At 63.2% G+C, this 16,051-nt stretch carries 17 protein-coding genes; 10 read left to right on the top strand and 7 right to left on the bottom strand.

All coding sequences use genetic code 11. From position 1 onward, the window contains the following. Nucleotides 1-95 precede the first annotated feature (95 nt). Complete coding sequence (locus AC1DX4_RS09115) at nucleotides 96-836, top strand: tellurite resistance TerB family protein (RefSeq protein WP_477220004.1); 741 nt, start codon at nucleotides 96-98, stop codon at nucleotides 834-836. 295 nt (nucleotides 837-1,131) lie between these two features. Further along, nucleotides 1,132-1,887: an SDR family oxidoreductase gene (locus AC1DX4_RS09110; RefSeq protein ID WP_477220003.1), complete on the top strand. Its 756-nt coding sequence runs from the start codon at nucleotides 1,132-1,134 to the stop codon at nucleotides 1,885-1,887. 24 nt (nucleotides 1,888-1,911) lie between these two features. Here AC1DX4_RS09110 and AC1DX4_RS09105 read toward each other — a convergent pair whose 3' ends face one another. After that, a complete protein-coding gene (locus AC1DX4_RS09105) occupies nucleotides 1,912-2,286 on the bottom strand; it encodes a YciI family protein (RefSeq protein ID WP_477220002.1) in 375 nt (124 codons plus the stop codon). An 86-nt stretch (nucleotides 2,287-2,372) separates the two neighbouring features. Further along, entirely contained in the window at nucleotides 2,373-3,269 is an 897-nt protein-coding gene (locus AC1DX4_RS09100) for a LysR substrate-binding domain-containing protein (RefSeq protein WP_477220001.1), read from the bottom strand. A 129-nt stretch (nucleotides 3,270-3,398) separates the two neighbouring features. Here AC1DX4_RS09100 and AC1DX4_RS09095 point away from each other — a divergent pair, with 129 nt between their 5' ends. Genes AC1DX4_RS09095 through AC1DX4_RS09085 form a run of 3 tightly spaced genes read left to right on the top strand, consistent with a single transcriptional unit; the run spans nucleotide 3,399 to nucleotide 5,659 of the window. After that, the gene (locus AC1DX4_RS09095) at nucleotides 3,399-4,232 is read left to right on the top strand and encodes an ABC transporter substrate-binding protein (protein WP_477220000.1); all 834 of its coding nucleotides are present in this window, start codon (nucleotides 3,399-3,401) and stop codon (nucleotides 4,230-4,232) included. Nucleotides 4,233-4,244: 12 nt separating this feature from the next. Beyond that, nucleotides 4,245-4,922 (top strand): amino acid ABC transporter permease, encoded by a 678-nt coding sequence (locus tag AC1DX4_RS09090; RefSeq protein WP_477219999.1) that lies wholly within the window; start codon nucleotides 4,245-4,247, stop codon nucleotides 4,920-4,922. After that, nucleotides 4,922-5,659 (top strand): MBL fold metallo-hydrolase, encoded by a 738-nt coding sequence (locus tag AC1DX4_RS09085; protein ID WP_477219998.1) that lies wholly within the window; start codon nucleotides 4,922-4,924, stop codon nucleotides 5,657-5,659. The genes AC1DX4_RS09090 and AC1DX4_RS09085 overlap by 1 nt, the downstream gene beginning before the upstream one ends. A gap of 3 nt (nucleotides 5,660-5,662) precedes the next feature. On the opposite strand, the gene AC1DX4_RS09080 is transcribed toward AC1DX4_RS09085, so the two are convergent. Continuing rightward, nucleotides 5,663-6,847, bottom strand: a complete 1,185-nt coding sequence (locus AC1DX4_RS09080) for a pyridoxal phosphate-dependent aminotransferase (RefSeq protein ID WP_475457758.1) — start codon at nucleotides 6,845-6,847, stop codon at nucleotides 5,663-5,665. Between the two features lie 83 nt (nucleotides 6,848-6,930). Between AC1DX4_RS09080 and AC1DX4_RS09075 the strand changes: the two genes are divergently transcribed. The 4 genes from AC1DX4_RS09075 (at nucleotide 6,931) to denD (ending at nucleotide 9,911) form a co-directional block, all read left to right on the top strand. Beyond that, nucleotides 6,931-7,617 carry a GNAT family N-acetyltransferase gene (locus AC1DX4_RS09075; protein WP_477219997.1) on the top strand — a complete coding sequence of 229 codons (687 nt, stop codon included), beginning with the start codon at nucleotides 6,931-6,933 and terminating at the stop codon, nucleotides 7,615-7,617. A gap of 27 nt (nucleotides 7,618-7,644) precedes the next feature. Further along, nucleotides 7,645-8,622: a cation diffusion facilitator family transporter gene (locus AC1DX4_RS09070; RefSeq protein ID WP_477219996.1), complete on the top strand. Its 978-nt coding sequence runs from the start codon at nucleotides 7,645-7,647 to the stop codon at nucleotides 8,620-8,622. 89 nt (nucleotides 8,623-8,711) lie between these two features. Next, nucleotides 8,712-8,924: a hypothetical protein gene (locus AC1DX4_RS09065; protein WP_027030865.1), complete on the top strand. Its 213-nt coding sequence runs from the start codon at nucleotides 8,712-8,714 to the stop codon at nucleotides 8,922-8,924. A gap of 12 nt (nucleotides 8,925-8,936) precedes the next feature. After that, nucleotides 8,937-9,911, top strand: a complete 975-nt coding sequence (denD, locus tag AC1DX4_RS09060) for a D-erythronate dehydrogenase (protein WP_477219995.1) — start codon at nucleotides 8,937-8,939, stop codon at nucleotides 9,909-9,911. Between the two features lie 148 nt (nucleotides 9,912-10,059). On the opposite strand, the gene AC1DX4_RS09055 is transcribed toward denD, so the two are convergent. The 4 genes from AC1DX4_RS09055 to AC1DX4_RS09040 form a co-directional block, all read right to left on the bottom strand. Beyond that, nucleotides 10,060-11,313, bottom strand: a complete 1,254-nt coding sequence (locus AC1DX4_RS09055) for a nickel/cobalt transporter (RefSeq protein ID WP_477219994.1) — start codon at nucleotides 11,311-11,313, stop codon at nucleotides 10,060-10,062. After that, entirely contained in the window at nucleotides 11,310-11,978 is a 669-nt protein-coding gene (locus AC1DX4_RS09050; RefSeq protein ID WP_477219993.1) for a DUF1007 family protein, read from the bottom strand. The genes AC1DX4_RS09055 and AC1DX4_RS09050 overlap by 4 nt, the downstream gene beginning before the upstream one ends. Before the next feature lie 200 nt (nucleotides 11,979-12,178). Further along, the gene (locus AC1DX4_RS09045; protein ID WP_477219992.1) at nucleotides 12,179-13,078 is read right to left on the bottom strand and encodes a LysR family transcriptional regulator; all 900 of its coding nucleotides are present in this window, start codon (nucleotides 13,076-13,078) and stop codon (nucleotides 12,179-12,181) included. A gap of 3 nt (nucleotides 13,079-13,081) precedes the next feature. Further along, on the bottom strand, nucleotides 13,082-14,278 hold the full coding sequence (locus AC1DX4_RS09040; RefSeq protein WP_477219991.1) for an amidase: 1,197 nt from the start codon (nucleotides 14,276-14,278) through the stop codon (nucleotides 13,082-13,084). 542 nt (nucleotides 14,279-14,820) lie between these two features. Between AC1DX4_RS09040 and odc2 the strand changes: the two genes are divergently transcribed. Beyond that, entirely contained in the window at nucleotides 14,821-15,954 is a 1,134-nt protein-coding gene (gene odc2, locus AC1DX4_RS09035; protein WP_477219990.1) for an ornithine/lysine decarboxylase, read from the top strand. The last annotated feature ends 97 nt before the right edge of the window (nucleotides 15,955-16,051 follow it).

The raw sequence follows: 16,051 nt of genomic DNA, 5'->3' as shown, positions 1-16,051 counted from the left end.
AGCGGTGGCCTGTCATTGCAATGTCAAGCTTCGGGACCTACGTCTTCGGCGTTCGAAACCTGCCCGTTCGGCCGGGCATATGCTGGAGGCACTGAATGTTCGATCCCAAGAAGCTTCTCGACGATCTGCTCGGCTCGCAAATTCCCGGCACCAGCGGCACCGTCCGCGACAAGGCTGGACAAGCGGTGCAGATGGCCAAGGACAACCCGCTGGCCGCCGGTGCGCTTGCGGCAGTGCTGCTTGGAACAGGTGCCGGCCGCGAAGTGACCGGTGCCGCGGTGAAGCTCGGTGGCCTGGCCGCGATCGGTGGCCTCGCCTACAAGGCCTACCAGAACTACAAGGCCGGCAATGCGCCGGAACAGGCGCCCGCAGCCGGCGAACCGGAATTGCTGCCGCCGCCCAAGGACACCGCCTTCCACCCGTCGCAGGCGCCGCAGGGCGAGGATGAGTTCACGCTGACGCTGGTGCGGGCAATGATCTCGGCGGCCAAGGCCGATGGCCATGTCGACGACGAGGAGCGCAAGAAGATCGCCGGCAAGCTCAGCCTTTCGGGGATCGGCTCCGATGCCGAGAAGTTCCTGATGGCGGAGCTTGAGAGCCCGCTCGATCTCGACACGCTGGTGGCAGGCGCCAAGACCGAGGCGCAGAAGCTCGAGCTCTATACGGCCTCGCGGCTCACCATCGATCCCGACACGCGCGCCGAGCGCGGCTATCTCGACCTGCTCGCCGGCCGGCTTGGCCTGCCGGATGCGCTTGTCGACCATGTCGAGGCGACGGTTTCGGCCGCCAAGGGTCCCTCAGCAAAGACCGGGACTTCGCCCAATCCGCGCTGGTAGGGTCAGATCGGGACAGGCCGCCTTTCCGGCGTTAACCTTTCGTTAACTCAGGAAGCGCATGATTCTAACAGTCGGATCGGCTTTTCCTCCTCCCAAGCCCGGTTCAGATCAGGGCGGTCGCCAATGACCGCCCTTTTTGTCGGTCCTTGTCAGGGCTCCCCAAAAACTGATCGAGCTTTTCGGGATCACGGCCCGACGGCCTGCTTGCCATAGCTACCGTCATTTGCGATGCCTTCTTCCCGAGCCAAATCCCCAGAAATAAGTTAGGCACGCGCGGCGCTGCCGGAGGATAGATATGACCGAGCAAAAAACCGCCATCGTCACCGGCGCCGGCACCGGCATCGGCAAGAGCGTCGCCACGGCGCTGCTCAAGGCCGGCTGGAACACCGTGTTCTGCGGCCGCCGCAAGCAGGTGCTGGATGCCGCGATCGCCGAGGCAGGCCCGACTGAGGCCAAGGCATTGGCGGTTGCCTGTGACATCAGCAAGGCCGGCGAGGTCGACGATCTGTTCGAGACGGTGACGGAAGCGTTCGGCCGCGTCGACCTGCTCTTCAACAATGCCGGCATGGGTTACAAGTCGACACCGATCGACGAGATTCCGGTCGAGGTGTGGAACGATATCGTCGGCGTCAATCTCACCGGTTCGTTCCTGTGCGCCCGCGCCGCCTTCGGCGCCATGCGCAAGCAGCGGCCGATGGGTGGCCGCATCATCAACAACGGTTCGGTGTCGGCCTATGCGCCACGCCCGGGCTCGGTGCCCTATACGGCGACCAAGCATGCCATTACGGGGCTGACCAAGACGCTGGCGCTCGACGGCCGCCCCTATGACATCGCCTGCGGCCAGATCGACATCGGCAACGCGCTGACCGACATGGCGCAGCCGATGACCGTGGGCGTGCCGCAGGCTAATGGCTCGATCGCCGCCGAAGCGGTGATGGACGTCCAGCGCGTTGCCGACGCCGTCGTCCACATGGCCAGCCTGCCGCTCGACGCCAATGTGCTGTTCATGACCGTGATGGCGACCAAGATGCCGTTCGTGGGACGTGGGTGAGCGGCGGGTTCTGGCGCCGCCAGCTCATTTGCCCGCAAGTGGCACGCCGGGCTTGAACAGCAGAATGGGCCTGATCTCGTAAACGGCGGTCGGATTGACGCGGCGAAGGTCACGGGCGATCGCGATGGCCTCGTCCCGCGTGGCGCAGTCAACGACATAGAGGCCGAGCAACTGTTCCTTGGTCTCGGCGAAAGGACCGTCGATGATCACGCCGTCGCCCGGGCCGCGCAAGGTGATGGCATCCTGTGTCGCCCCCAGACGCGCGGACGGTCCAAGCGTGCCTTCCTCATGAAGCTGGGTGTTGATCTTCAGCAACTCGGCCATCAGAGCCGCATCTTCCTGCGGCGTCAGCGCCTTGATCGCATCTTCCACGTGATAGGCAAGGATTGCATAGAACATCCGACATCACCCTTTCGAAACGTCATTCAAACAGGCCGATCGTAGAAAGTCGGGCGAACGGGAACAAGAGAATATCCCGCTCGATCTCAGCGCGATGGCTTCGTCGCCTGATCGACAAGCCAGTCGACAAACCGTGCGATGACCGGGTTCGCCAGGCCCTCTTCGTGGCATATGCAATAGTAGTTTCGGGCCGCCGGTGTGAACAGGGTGAGCGGCTGGACGAGGCGCCCTTCATCCAGATCGCGAAAAGATATGATGTCGTTGGTCAGGGCAACGCCGTGACCGTCGCGGGCTGCCTGAAGCACCATGGCAAAATTGTCGAAATAGATGTCGGACTGCATGGTGTGCGGCACGCGCGCCTGCATCAGCCATTGCCGCCACTGGCTGCCGTCGTCCTCATGGAGCAGGCGATGATGCAGGACATCGCGCGGTTCGCGGATGCCGTGCGGCCCGCGCAGCAATTGCGGGCTGCAGACTGGCGCCGCGTGCATGTTGTGGAGCAGCTGCCACGAAAATCCGGGCCAGGGCGGACTGCCGTAGACGATGGCGACGTCGACCTTTCGCCAGTCAAGGTCCTCGAATGCCACCGCGGTGAGCATCTGCATGCGAATGTCCTGGTTGGCATCCAGGAACTGAAAGATCCGCGCCGCCAGCCAGGTTGTTCCAAAGACCGAAGGCGCCGATACGCGCAGCTCCGCCCTCGCGGTCGTGGCGTAGGCATTGGCCGAAATGTCGCGGATCGAATCCGCGATCTGATGCATGGCCATGCCGACGCTCTTCTGCAGCGTCGCGCCGCGTTCCGTCAGCACGAGGCGGCGGCCGCTTTTCCGAAACAGGTCGATGCCCAGCGACAGCTGCAAGGCGCGCAGCTGCTGGCTGATGGCGCCCGGCGTCACATGCAACTCGGCGGCCGCGGCAGCGACATTGCCCAGCCGCGAAACGCTTTCGAAGGCTCGCAGCGAATGAAGGGAAGGAACGGCCATTCAGCACCTTAGTTTAGAAAAACTGCTCTTTATTGCCACTAAAGATTTAGCTTGTCTCCAGATAATCGCAACATAAGGTCCCCGGCAGCCGAAAAACGGCATCGCAAAACAAAAAATGGGAAACTGCATATGCTTCACACGCGCATCGCCTTCGCAGCGAAAATCAGCTTTGGTGGACTGGTCGTCATGACCCTCACCGCCGCCGTGCCGGCAGCGCAGGCCGGGGGTCTCGTCCGTGACGGCGTGCTCAATGTCTGCACCGGCGGCGATTTTCCGCCCATGCAATATTATGAGAATCCCGGCGACGAGAAGCTTGTCGGTTTCGAAGTCGATGTCGTGGACGCCATCGCCAAACAATGGGGCGGCACCACAAAATATGTGGTCGGCGACTTCAAGGGGCTCCTGCCATCGCTCGGCGCCGAGCGCTGCGATCTCGTCGCAAGCGGCATCATGGTGACCAAGGAGCGCCTCAAGGCCTATGATGCTGTTCCCTACTTCGTCTCCAACGTGGTGATGGTGACATCGGCCTCGGATTCCGAGACCAAGTCGCCACTCGACCTCAGCGGCAAGGTGCTGGCGATCGAAGCGGGCACCACCTACGAAAAGACAGCGGCGGAGCTGAACGCAGAACTGGCAAATGCCGGCAAGCCGCCGGTGCAGATACAGACCTATCCGTCCGCCTCCGGCGTCATCGAGCAGATCCTGGTCGGCCGGGCCGCGGCGACGATTACCCAGGACACGACGGCGGCATTCCGCATCAAGCAGATGCCTGGCCGGCTGCAGGTCCCCTACAACTATGGCGACGGCGAAACCTATGGGATTTATCTGAGAAAGGGTGGCGACAACCGCGCGGCCTTGGTCAAGGCCATCGAGACCTTGCAAGCCAATGGCGAGATGAAGGCGCTGCTGCAGAAGTGGAACCTTCCCGAGACCGCCACCGACGTCAAGCACGCGACCAATTAAGGGACGTGCGAGGTGTTCGACAGCAAGCTCTTCATGACGGCCCTGTTCGGCTGGCCCCTCGCCAAGGGGGCTTTGCTGACCTTGGTGCTTTCGGTCCTTGTGATGACCGTTGCCCTGGCGATATCGCTGGCAACGGCGGCACTTGCGACGTCGAAGCGGCGCTGGATCCGCCTGTCGATCGCCGCCTTTGTCTGGCTCTTTCGCGGTGCGCCGGCACTGCTCGTGCTTTTGTTCATCTGGAATGGGCTGCCGCAGATCTCGGCGGTGTTCCGGTCGGACTGGTTCAGCCCGTTCGTGGCGGCGTTTCTCGCCCTGACCCTGATCCAGATCGCCTACCTGACCGAGATCCTGCGCAGTTCCTATGCATCGATCGGCAAGGGGCAGTCCGAGGGTGCGGCGGCCCTTGGCCTGCATCGGGGCCAGATATTCTTCCTGATCATCCTGCCCCAGGCGCTTCGCGTCGCGCTGCCAGCGCTGGTCAACGAGTTCATTTCGTTGCTGAAGGCAACGTCGCTGGCGACGGTCATTTCCTTGAAGGAACTCATGACAGTTACCCAGTTTGCCATCGCCACCAGCTTTCGTTTCCTGGAATGGTATGGCGCGGCGCTGATCTACTACATGTCGATGGTTTCAGTGCTGACCGTCGTCCAGATCAAGCTCGAGCGCTTGCTTGCGCGAGGCCATCGTTGATGTCGGCGATCGCGCCAACCCAGGCTTCCGACTGGTTTTCCCACGAAGTCGTGGGGCGGGACATCACGCGGATATGGGAGCAGCACGTCCATCCCTATTTCAGAAGCAATATCTTTCATGTTGGCGGGCGCGATGTCGATCTAGTCATCGATGCCGGCATGGGCCTCGTGCCTCTCAGGCCGGGGCTGAGCCTGCCCCGGTCCAAGCCGGTCCTGGCCGTCGCGACGCACATCCATGTCGATCATGTCGGCGGTTTGAGCGAGTTCGCGACCAGAGCCGGCCACCGCCAGGAGGCTGCTTTTTTCGAAGACATGGCGGATGAACATACGTTGGCGCATCTCTTTCGTGCGCAACCGGAAGCCGTCGACTGCTTGCCGAACGGGGCATGGTCATCGCAGCGTTTCCAAGTCAGGCCGGCGCCGCTGACCCGCATTCTGGACGAGGGCGACTGGATCGAAACCGGCGACAAGTCGCTTCAGGTTCTGCATCTGCCGGGTCATTCGCCGGGATCGATCGGGCTTCTCGATGAAAAAAGTGGCGACTTCTTTGCCGGCGATGCGATCTATCGCGGCCGGCTGATCGACGATCTTCCGGGTTCGGACGTGCAGGCCTACCGGAAGACGATGCAGCGGCTTTTGCAGGTCGAGTTCAGCCGCGCCTATTGCGGGCACGGCGAGCCGATCGACCAGAACGAGCTTCGGTCGATCGCAAGAGCCTATCTCGACAGCACTAGCTGAACATTACTTCGCCAGGAACGCCCCGATCCGTTCCAGCGCGCGCAAAATGTTCTCTTCGGAATTGGCGTAGGAGAGCCTGATGTAGCCTTCGCCGAGAATGCCGAAATCGGGGCCACCGATCAGCGCCACGCCTGCCTCGTCGAGCAGCGCGGAGGCAAGCTTCTTGGCCTTCCAGCCAGTCTTCGACACATTGGGGAAAGCATAGAACGCGCCCTTGGGCGTGATGCAGGAAATGTTGGGCAGAGCGTTCAGCCCCTCCACCACGATCTTCCGGCGGTTGTCGAAGGCGCGCATCATGGTGTCGACGTCGTCCTGCGGGCCGTCGATGGCCGCGATGCCGGCGAACTGGCTCGGCGCGTTGACGCAGGACCAGCAATTGACCGCCAGCTTGCGCACCTTGTCATAGAGATGTGCGCCCTTGTCGCCGTTCGGCCAGATCGACCAGCCCATGCGCCAGCCGGTCATCGCCCAGGTCTTGGACCAGCCATTGAGCACGATCAGCCGGTCGCGGATTTCGGGGTAGGCGAGCAGCGAGCAATGCGTCTCGCCGTCATAGGTCATGACGTCGTAGATTTCGTCGGAGAGGATCGCGACATCGGGGTGCTTCTCCAGGCCCTTGACCAGCTTCTCGATTTCAGCGCGCGGCGTGACGCCGCCGGTCGGATTGGCCGGCGAGTTGAGGATCAGCAGCCTGGTCTTCGAGGTGATCAGCGCCAGCGTCTCCTCGGCCGAGAAGGCAAAGCCGTTCTCCTCGCGCATTGGCACGGGTATCGGTGCGGCACCAGTGAACTCGATCATCGAGCGATAGATGGGAAAGCCGGGATCGGGATAGAGGATCTCGGCACCGGGTTCGCCGAACATCAGGATGGCGGCGAACATGGTCGGCTTGCCACCGGGCAGGATCATCACCGTCTCGGGCGAGACCTCGACCCCGGTGGTGGTCAGCGTGCGGCGCACCACCGCCTCGCGCGTCGCCAGCAGCCCGTTGGCCGGCGTGTAGCCATGGTGGCCGTCACGCAGCGCCTTGATCGCCGCCTCGACGATGTGCTGCGGCGTCTTGAAGTCGGGCTGACCGATGCCGAGATTGACGATGTCGCGGCCTTGGCTCGCCAATGCGGTCGCCCGCGCCAGCACCGCGAAGGCATTTTCCTCGCCGAGACGGTCGAAGGCCGAAATCGTGTGGAGCATTTTTCCCGTCCGTGTGGTTCTTGCTGTTGGGTTGCGTTTTTGTGAGCTTCACCAGGCAAAAGTCAAACGGATTGGAGTTTTGGGTGTCGGAAAATCTCGCGAATTGGCAGCCACGCCCGCGTCCGGAACGGAAAGTTCTGGAGGGGCGCACTGTCCGTCTTGAGCCGTTGAGCGCTGAAAAGCATGGTGACGGCCTGTACGAGGCCTCGGCTGTCGCCGATGGCGACACGCGGTTTCGCTGGCTCTTCGACACCGTGCCCGAGAACCGTGCCGCCTTGCAGCCATGGCTGGAGAAATCGGCCGCGAGCGAAGACCCGCTGTTCTTTGCCGTCATCGACAAAGCCAGCGGCAAGATCGCCGGGCGCCAGACGTTGATGCGTATCGATCCAGCCTATGGCGTCATCGAGATCGGCAACATCTATTGGGGGCCGCTGATCTCGCGCAAACCTGCGGCGACGGAAGCGCAGTTCCTGTTCATGAAATACATTTTCGACGAGCTCGGCTACCGCCGCTACGAATGGAAATGCAACAACCGCAACGAGCCGTCGAAGCGGGCCGCCGAACGGTTCGGTTTCAAGTTCGAGGGCATTTTCCGCCAGCACCTCATCGTCAAGGGTGAAAACCGCGACACTGCGTGGTATTCGATCATCGACAAGGAATGGCCGGCCTTGCGCAAGGCCTATGAGGCGTGGCTCGATCCGGCCAATTTCGATGGCGACGGCCAGCAGAAGCGACGTCTCGAGGATTGTCGCGCGGAATTTGGCGCCTGAGCTTCGGCGCATAACGGGAATTTGCCATTGGCACACAGCCACGACCATAGCGGGCATGACCACGGCGGCGCCGGCCATGTGCATGGCTCGACCGACAAGAAGCGCGTGCTGATCGCGGCCTGCCTGACGGCGGGCTTCATGGTGGCGGAAGCGCTTGGCGGTCTCTTCACCGGGTCGCTGGCGCTGCTGGCGGACGCCGGCCACATGCTTGCCGACGCTATCGCCCTCGGCCTTGCCTGGTATGCCTTCCATCTTGCGGGACGGCCGGCGACCGGCCAGCTCACCTATGGCTTCGGCCGGGTCAAGACACTGGTCGCCTATACCAACGGCATCGCCATCTTCGTTATCGCGCTGTGGATCGGCTACGAGGCGTGGGACCGCCTGCTCACACCAGCACCGGTGCTGGGTGGGCCGATGCTGGTGGTGGCGATCCTCGGCCTGCTGGTCAATCTCGGCTCCTTCTTCGTGCTGCATGGCGGCGACCGTGAAAGCCTCAACATGCGCGGCGCCATCCTGCATGTGCTGGGCGATCTGCTCGGCTCTGCGGCGGCGATCGTGGCGGCACTGGTAATCCTTGCCACCGGCTGGACGCCGATCGACCCGATCCTGTCGGTGCTGGTCTCGCTGCTGATCCTGTCCACGGCCTGGTCGCTGATGCGCGCCGCGGCCCATGTTCTGCTCGAGGGCGTGCCGCCAAGTCTCGACCGCGACCTGGTTGCCAAGGACCTGGAAACGACGATCCCGGGCGTGCGCGAAGTGCACCACATGCATGTCTGGTCGCTCGATGGGTCAAGCAACATGGCGACGCTGCATGCCTGCCTCGACGAGGGCGTCGATGCGTATCAGGCGGTCAGCGCCATCAAGAAGCGGCTTGCCAGCGAGCACGGCATCAGCCATGCCACCGTGGAACCGGAATTCGGCCAATGCGCCGATGACGGCGACGACCACGACCACGAGCATGAGCATGAGCACGATGCGGCTGCGCATCACGGCCACCATCACTAGGCCCGATTGATGACCATTGATCGGACCTGCCTCAGGAGTTCTCCAGCTTTGAAACCCAGCCCGACGAACGACCGCCGCTCCGGTGCGGCATGATGGACCGTGACACGCGCAATGCGGCGATCGCGGCGGTCTGGATCATGCTGCTGTTCGGCATTGCGGCGTTCTACCTGCCGACGGTGATGCTGGCACTCGGCAGTTTTTCGACCGTGCTGGCGGGTATCTTCGGCATTGTCTTCGTGCTGGCGTTTTTCCTCGTGTTCTGGCTGCGCGCGCGCACCCAGCGCAAAAATCAGGGCAAGTAAGGGAATTTTGACATGCGCATTCTGATCACCGGCGCCGCGGGCATGGTCGGCCGCAAGCTCATCGCCAGGCTGGCAAAGGACGGCAAGCTGCGCGGTAAGAAGATCACCGCGCTCGATTTGCACGACATCGTGCCGCCACAGGCCCCGGCCATGGATGGGGTCAGCATCAACACCAATACCGGCGACCTCGCCACGGCGGGCGCCGCCGAAAGCCTGGTCGCGTCGCGCCCCGACGTCGTCTTCCATCTTGCCGGCATCGTGTCGGGCGAGGCGGAAGCCAATTTCGATCTCGGCTACCGCGTCAATCTCGACGGTACGCGCGCCCTATTCGATGCCATCCGGCTAGCGGGCTTTGCGCCGCGCGTCGTCTTCACCTCGTCGATCGCGGTGTTCGGCGCACCGTTCCCGGATGTCATCCCTGATGAATTCCATCCGACGCCGCTGACCTCCTACGGTACGCAGAAACAGATGAGCGAAGCGCTGCTCGCCGACTATTCCAGGCGCGGCTTCTTCGACGGCATCGGCATCCGGCTGCCGACGATCTGCGTGCGGCCCGGCAAGCCGAACAAGGCGGCCTCCGGCTTCTTCTCCGGCATCATCCGCGAGCCGTTGAGCGGCCATGAGGCGATCCTGCCGGTGCCGCGCTCGGTCGTGCACACCCATGCCAGCCCGCGCTCGGCGGTGAATTTCCTCATCCATGCAGCCGGGATCGACGGCGCTGCCGTCGGGCCGCGCCGCAATCTGACGATGCCCGGCGTCGCCGTCACCGTTGGTGAGCAGATCGAGGCGCTGGAGCGCATCGCCGGGCCGAAGACGGTAAGCCTGATCCGCGAGGAGCCGGACGAGACGATCTGGGCGATCGTCAAGGGCTGGCCGACCCGCTTCGAGGCGAGACGGTCACGGGAACTCGGCTTCAGCGCCGAGAAGAGCTTTGATGAGATCATCCGCGCCCATATCGAGGATGAGCTGGGCGGCAAGGTGTATTGATATTCAGGTGATGCCGGCCTGCGAACGGCTGATACCTGCGCTTCCGGTGCTCACGTACGAACAGTACGCTCCGCTCCGGTTCTCGGTATCAACCCTTCTCGGCACGGCCTGACCTGAATCTCAACACACCTTCGGGTGCTGCGTATGGTCAAACGCTGCCCGTCAGGCTGGCCGACAACAGCAGCAATCCGAACAGGAAGACGAAGGCGGCGCCGCCGATCTCGACGATCGAATGGATGCGGTTGCCCATGCGGCCGTCGCCGGCGAAATACACCGCCCAGTTCTTGGCCGTCACGGCGAGCGTTGCCAGTGCCGAGACGGTGATGGCGGTTCCCAGCGACATCGCCAGCACCGACAGCAGGCCGCCGAGCCAGAGCCCGTTGAGGAGGGCGAAGCTCAGCACGATCAGCGCGCCGGAGCAGGGGCGGATGCCGACGGCGGCCACCGCCGACCAGGCGGTGCGCCAGTCGAAGCGATCGCCCGACAGCAGCGCCGGATCCGGCGCATGCGAGTGGCCACAGGTTTCGCAGACTTCGTCCGCCGCATGGTCGTGATGCGAATGGTCATGATGCGCATGATCATGTGCACTATGATCATGATCGTGCACGCCGTGGTCGTGGTGATCGTGCGAATGCTCATGCACATGGTCGTGGTCGTCATGCACTTGCAGCGCATGCGAATGAGCATCTGCCGAATGGCTGTGCGCGGCATGCGAATGGCCGGCGTGGGAATGACCCGCGTGAGAATGCCCGGCGTGAGAGTGGCCGGCGTGAGAGTGGCCACCATGCGAATGTCCGGCATGGGCCGCCGACAGGCTGTAGGCCGGTGCCTTGCCGAACAGGCGCAGGACGGAAGGGCCGAGCTTGCGCCATAGCAGCCAGGCGCCGAACAGGGTGACGAGGGCAAAGCTCATGATCTCCATGAACCAGGCCGCGTCGGTCATCGAGATGGTGGTGCCGCGCAGGACGAAATAGGCGAGCAGCATGACCGCGATCGCCGTCAGGCCCTGCAGCAGGGCCGAGACGAAGGACAACAGAACGCCGCGCCGCAGCGCCACTTCATTGGCCACCATGTAGGACGAGATCACCGCCTTGCCGTGGCCGGGGCCGGCGGCGTGGAAAATGCCATAGGCGAAGGACAGACCGATGAGGATCCAGATCTTGCTGTTGTCCTGGCGCATCGCCTTCATGGCTGTCGCCAGCGCGCGATAGAATTCCTGTTGCCTGAGATTGATCCACATCAGGATGTGGGCGAACGGACCGGTGGTCGGCGCCATGCCGTCATTGACGCCGATGCCGAGCGAGGACTGGGCATGGGCGGCATTGGCGAAATGCATCGCGGCAACGGTGAGGGCCAACAGGCCGAGTGCCAAACGCAGGGACGGTTTCGTCACCGGCTTCATCCTTCTGGCTGACAGGTCAGTTCGAGTTTGGTGGCAAAGATCTTGCTCATGTCGGTGCCTGTCGGGTCGTTGAAGAAGGCGTCCGTCAAGGTCTTCTGGTTTTCCTTGATGGCTTCATCGGGGTCCGGACGGATCACCTTGCTGGTGCAATTCGACGGCAGGCCTTCAACCGTGATGTTGGAATCCTCGGTGAAGTCGATCGCCGTGTAGAAGGTCGGATCGTAGACGCCGATATCGATCGTGCCGGTCAGCTTGATCGGCACTTTGGGTTCGGACTCGAACAGGATGATCAACTGGTCGTTGTCGAAATTGGCCATCAGATGCGGTGGAGGCGTCATCGCCACATCCTTGCCGTTTTGCGTGACGAGCTGGAAATAGTTGAACTCGGCCAGCGAGGCATGAACGGTGTCGGCGACATCCTTCAGCTCCTTGTCGTCAAGCTTCAGGTCGGAGTTCTTGTCGAACTCCATCATCACCGTACTCGAAAACAGATCGTCGAAGCGCCAGAGATGGCGCAGCGCTTTCACACTTTGGTGATCCGGGGAGAGGATCACGTCGAGGCGGGCCTCGGCGAAAACGTGCGGATGCACATAAGCCGGCCCCGTGGCGGCAAAGGTCGCCGCCAAGGCCGAAGCCAGTATGATTGCGTGCCGTTTGAGGTGCATTCCCGGTCGCGATTCCCTTGGCTTTGGCGAGAAACCGAAGGTTACCAGAAAGGGGGCGAAAATGGGACCGCCAGTGCGTGTCACCCAAAAGTGTGCAGCGGTTTTGGGGGAATGACACGCATAAGGCTCAAAGCGTGTCACCCAAAAGTGTGCAGCGGTTTTGGGACTACGACAGGCACGCAACAAGAGCCCGGGGCAGGTCAAACGACCTCACGAGTCCTGAACCACTGCACCAGGAAGTCGACGAAAACGCGGACCTTGGCCGGCAGATAGCGGCGGTGCGGGTAGACGGCGAAAATGCCGCCGCCGGACAGGATGCGGTCGTCGAGCGCCGTCACCAACTGGCCGCTCTTGAGATCGGGGGCGGCGATGAAATCCGGCAGGATGCAAAACCCAAGCCCGGACAGGGCCGCGGCCCGCGCCGCCATCGGGCTGTTGACCTCGATCGGGCCCGACACGGCGACGCTCAGTTGATCGTTGTTGTCGCCTTTGAACGCCCAGTTGTTCAGCCCGCGGCCATTGGTGTCGACGATGCAAGGCATGTGGCCGAGATCCTGCGGCCGCGTCGGCATGCCGTGCTTGGCGATCAGCTCGGGCGAGGCGCAGAGCTTTATGGAGAATGGCGCCAGCCGCCTGGCGATCAACGACGAATTCTCCAGGCGCGAGATGCGCACCGCGAGGTCGAAGCCTTCCTCGACCAGGTCGACGAAGCGGTCATCGAGCTGGATGTCGAGCACGATGTCGGGGTGCTGCTTGGCGAAGTCGATCAGCGACTGGCCGATCGGCGCGTCGGCGAAAGTGCGCGGCGCCGACAGCTTGATCCTGCCGCGCACGTCGCCGGAGGATTCACGCACGGCGTCGGCCAGGCTGTCGACCTCGCGCACGATCTCCGAGGCTCGCCGGTAATAGGTGTGGCCGGCCTCGGTCATCGAGAACTGGCGTGTGGTGCGGTTTAGCAGCAGGGCGCCGAGTTCGTCCTCCAGCTCGCGCACATACTTTGACAGCAGCGCCTTGGAGCGGCCGATCTTGCGCGCCGCCGCCGAAAAGCCCTCGGCCTCGACGACGTCGATGAAGGCGCGCATGCGGGTCAGTGTGTCCATGGCTCAGGCCCTTTGTGCTGCGTCGAGAAGTTTTCGGCCGAGCCGTATCAGGGCAATGTCGCTACCGGAAGGGCCTAACAACGACAGGCCGAACGGAGCGCCGGCGACGGAACCGATGGGCAAGGTGATTTGCGGAAAGCCCGACAGGCCGGCTAGGCACAGCAAATGCAGCGCCCGCTCGCGATAGGCCTGGAACTGTTCCGGCGTCGAGTCGACATAGGGGGCGGGGCCCGGCACCGTTGGCAGGACAAGGAAGCCGTCCTTGCCGAGCAGGGCGCTCAGTTCGCCGCGGAAGGTCAGCCGGCGCACCTTCTCGGCCTGGGCCGTCCGGTCATCGACGGCACGGCCAAAGCCGAAACGCTCCTCGACGCCGGGGCCCAGGTCGCGCTCGCCGCTGGTGATCCAGTCGCCATGCACGCCCCAGGCTTCCCTGGCCTGCAGCCGGCGGAAGCACCAGTAGAGTTCATCGGGGGTAGAGCTGAAATGCATCACCGGCGTTGCCGGCGCGCCGAAAACCGCGCTCGCCAGTCCCTTCATCCCGGCATATTCGGCAAGCGCCGGGCGGGCGACCATCTCGTCCAGCCAGGTGAGCGACAGCGGCCGGTCCAGGATATGCTGATGCGGATCGCGGCCAAGCAGCAGCTTGCCGACCGTCTCGTAGGTCTCGATGTCGTCGGCGAACCAGCCGAACGTGTCGAAGCTTGGCGCAAGCTTCATCGTGCCATCGAGCGCAATGCGGCCCTGCGTGGTGCGCAGCCCGATCAGTCCGCAAAAGCTCGCCGGGGCGCGGATCGAGCCGCCAGTGTCGGAGCCGGTGGCGATGTCGGCCAGCCTGCCCGCCACCGCCGAAGCCGATCCGGACGACGAGCCGCCGGTGACACGGTCGGGGGCGGCCGGGTTCACCGGAAACGGAAAATGCGCGTTCTGGCCGAACAGCGCGAAGGCAAGCTCGTCGGTCTGCGTCTTGCCGACGAAGCGTGCGCCGGCATCGAGAATCGTCTGCACGGCGGGCGCCGTGCGCGAGGCGGCATGGCTTTCGGCGAATTTCCTGGAATTGCCGCAACCCGTGCGGTAGCCGGCAACGTCGTAAATGTCCTTGACCGCCAGCCGCAGGCCGGCAAGCGGGCCGAGTTCGGCATGGGCCACCGGCATCTGGCGGAGATCGAGGAAGGCGTTGTAGGGGCCGTGCGTGCCTGTCATCGTTCGATATCCGTATACGGTTGCGCCAACATTGTTCGATGCCAGAAATTTTACAACCTTGGATACGATTTTTATTGATTGTGACGGCAACCAGCCATATATCGCGCTTGCCCAAAGTCGCACGTGCCTGTGGGTGTCCGCCGATCCTCGAATGGTGAGGGAAATCGGTAAGGTAACTGGAGCCAACCCCTCCAGTCGGTCTAGCGGCCAACCGCCAGCCCGAGGACACCTTGAAGCAACGACGGTGCGGGCCTTTCTGGTTCTCTTCCGGTTGTCCAAAGACCGGGGTTACTAAAGAGGCACACCTTCATTGCCGGCAGTGCGGAACGGGGTTCTCCCAATCCAAGCCAAGGCAGACAAAGCGAACCGAAGCCGGGCAAGGCCAAGGTTCATCGCCGCGAGACGGCGTTTCATGGTTCCGGGGTCTCCACCGGCTGGGTCCATGAATTTCCGTCCCGCCTTTGTTTGACCGCGTGTTCGCGAGGCCGAAGGCCCGCGTCCGCACCCTTGTGCGCGCCGAAAGGCGTGTTTGGAGATATCCTATGGCCACCCAGCGCATCCTCGACTTCCTCGCCACCCGACGTCCGTCCGGCCCCTGCCTTGTCGTCGACCTCGATGTCGTGCGCGACAATTTCCGCGCCTTCGAGAAGGCGCTGCCCGATTCCAAGATCTACTATGCGGTGAAAGCAAACCCGGCGCCGGAAATCCTGCGCCTGCTTGCTGCGATGGGCTCGTCCTTCGACACCGCTTCCGTTGCCGAAGTCGAGATGGCGATGGACGCGGGTGCGCCCGCGGACCGCATCTCCTTCGGCAACACCATCAAGAAGGAGCGTGATATCGCACGCGCCTACCAGCTCGGCATCCGGCTGTTTGCCGTCGATTGCGTCGAGGAAGTCGACAAGATCGCCCGCGTCGCTCCCGGCGCGCGTGTGTTCTGCCGCGTGCTGACCGATGGCGAGGGCGCCGAATGGCCGCTGTCGCGCAAGTTCGGCTGCGTGCCTGCGATGGCCGTCGACGTGCTGCGCCATGCCAAGGGCCTCGGCCTCGACGCCTATGGCGTGTCGTTCCATGTCGGCTCGCAGCAGACCGACCTGACCGCCTGGGACCGTGCGCTGGCCGACGCCAAGAAGGTGTTCGCCACGCTCGCCGAGGAAGGCATTGTGCTGAAGATGGTCAATATGGGTGGCGGTTTCCCGACGCGATATTTGCGTGACGTGCCGGCGGCGCAGGCCTATGGCCAGGCGATCTTCTCGGCGCTGCGCAAGCATTTCGGCAATGCCATTCCGGAAACCATCATCGAGCCGGGCCGTGGCATGGTCGGCAATGCCGGTGTCATCAAGTCGGAAGTCGTGCTGATCTCGAAGAAGGCCGCCAACGACAATGTGCGCTGGGTGTTCCTCGACATCGGCAAATTCGGCGGCTTGGCAGAGACGATGGACGAGGCGATCCGCTATCCCCTGGTCACCCGCCATGACGGCTCGGAGACCGCGCCTTGCGTGCTCGCCGGCCCGACCTGCGATTCGGCCGACGTGATGTACGAGAAGACACCGTACCCGCTGCCTCTGTCGCTGACCATCGGCGACGAGGTGCTGATCGAAGGCACCGGCGCCTACACGACCACCTACTCGGCGGTCGCGTTCAACGGCTTCGAGCCTCTCCGATCCTACGTGATCTGACGGTTCTTTATTTGGTACATTTTCGGACACCACTTCGCCCGAAAATGCGCTGAGAGAGCCGATCAGATCATCCGGCGCGGGCGCTTGTCGTCCGCCC

The sequence above is a fragment of the Mesorhizobium sp. P3_A8 genome, assembly GCF_056402995.1.
This window is presented reverse-complemented; position numbering and strand designations above follow the sequence as displayed.

Coding starts and splice junctions, on each gene's coding strand:
- AC1DX4_RS09080 (WP_475457758.1), bottom strand. CDS start 6,847: ATGCTCCACACGATTTCGGCCTTCGACCGTCTCGGCGAGGAAAATGCC.
- AC1DX4_RS09095 (WP_477220000.1), top strand. CDS start 3,399: ATGCTTCACACGCGCATCGCCTTCGCAGCGAAAATCAGCTTTGGTGGA.
- AC1DX4_RS09100 (WP_477220001.1), bottom strand. CDS start 3,269: ATGGCCGTTCCTTCCCTTCATTCGCTGCGAGCCTTCGAAAGCGTTTCG.
- AC1DX4_RS09045 (WP_477219992.1), bottom strand. CDS start 13,078: ATGGACACACTGACCCGCATGCGCGCCTTCATCGACGTCGTCGAGGCC.
- AC1DX4_RS09050 (WP_477219993.1), bottom strand. CDS start 11,978: ATGCACCTCAAACGGCACGCAATCATACTGGCTTCGGCCTTGGCGGCG.
- AC1DX4_RS09040 (WP_477219991.1), bottom strand. CDS start 14,278: ATGACAGGCACGCACGGCCCCTACAACGCCTTCCTCGATCTCCGCCAG.
- AC1DX4_RS09085 (WP_477219998.1), top strand. CDS start 4,922: ATGTCGGCGATCGCGCCAACCCAGGCTTCCGACTGGTTTTCCCACGAA.
- AC1DX4_RS09055 (WP_477219994.1), bottom strand. CDS start 11,313: ATGAAGCCGGTGACGAAACCGTCCCTGCGTTTGGCACTCGGCCTGTTG.
- denD (WP_477219995.1), top strand. CDS start 8,937: ATGCGCATTCTGATCACCGGCGCCGCGGGCATGGTCGGCCGCAAGCTC.
- AC1DX4_RS09105 (WP_477220002.1), bottom strand. CDS start 2,286: ATGTTCTATGCAATCCTTGCCTATCACGTGGAAGATGCGATCAAGGCG.
- AC1DX4_RS09065 (WP_027030865.1), top strand. CDS start 8,712: ATGATGGACCGTGACACGCGCAATGCGGCGATCGCGGCGGTCTGGATC.
- AC1DX4_RS09115 (WP_477220004.1), top strand. CDS start 96: ATGTTCGATCCCAAGAAGCTTCTCGACGATCTGCTCGGCTCGCAAATT.
- odc2 (WP_477219990.1), top strand. CDS start 14,821: ATGGCCACCCAGCGCATCCTCGACTTCCTCGCCACCCGACGTCCGTCC.
- AC1DX4_RS09110 (WP_477220003.1), top strand. CDS start 1,132: ATGACCGAGCAAAAAACCGCCATCGTCACCGGCGCCGGCACCGGCATC.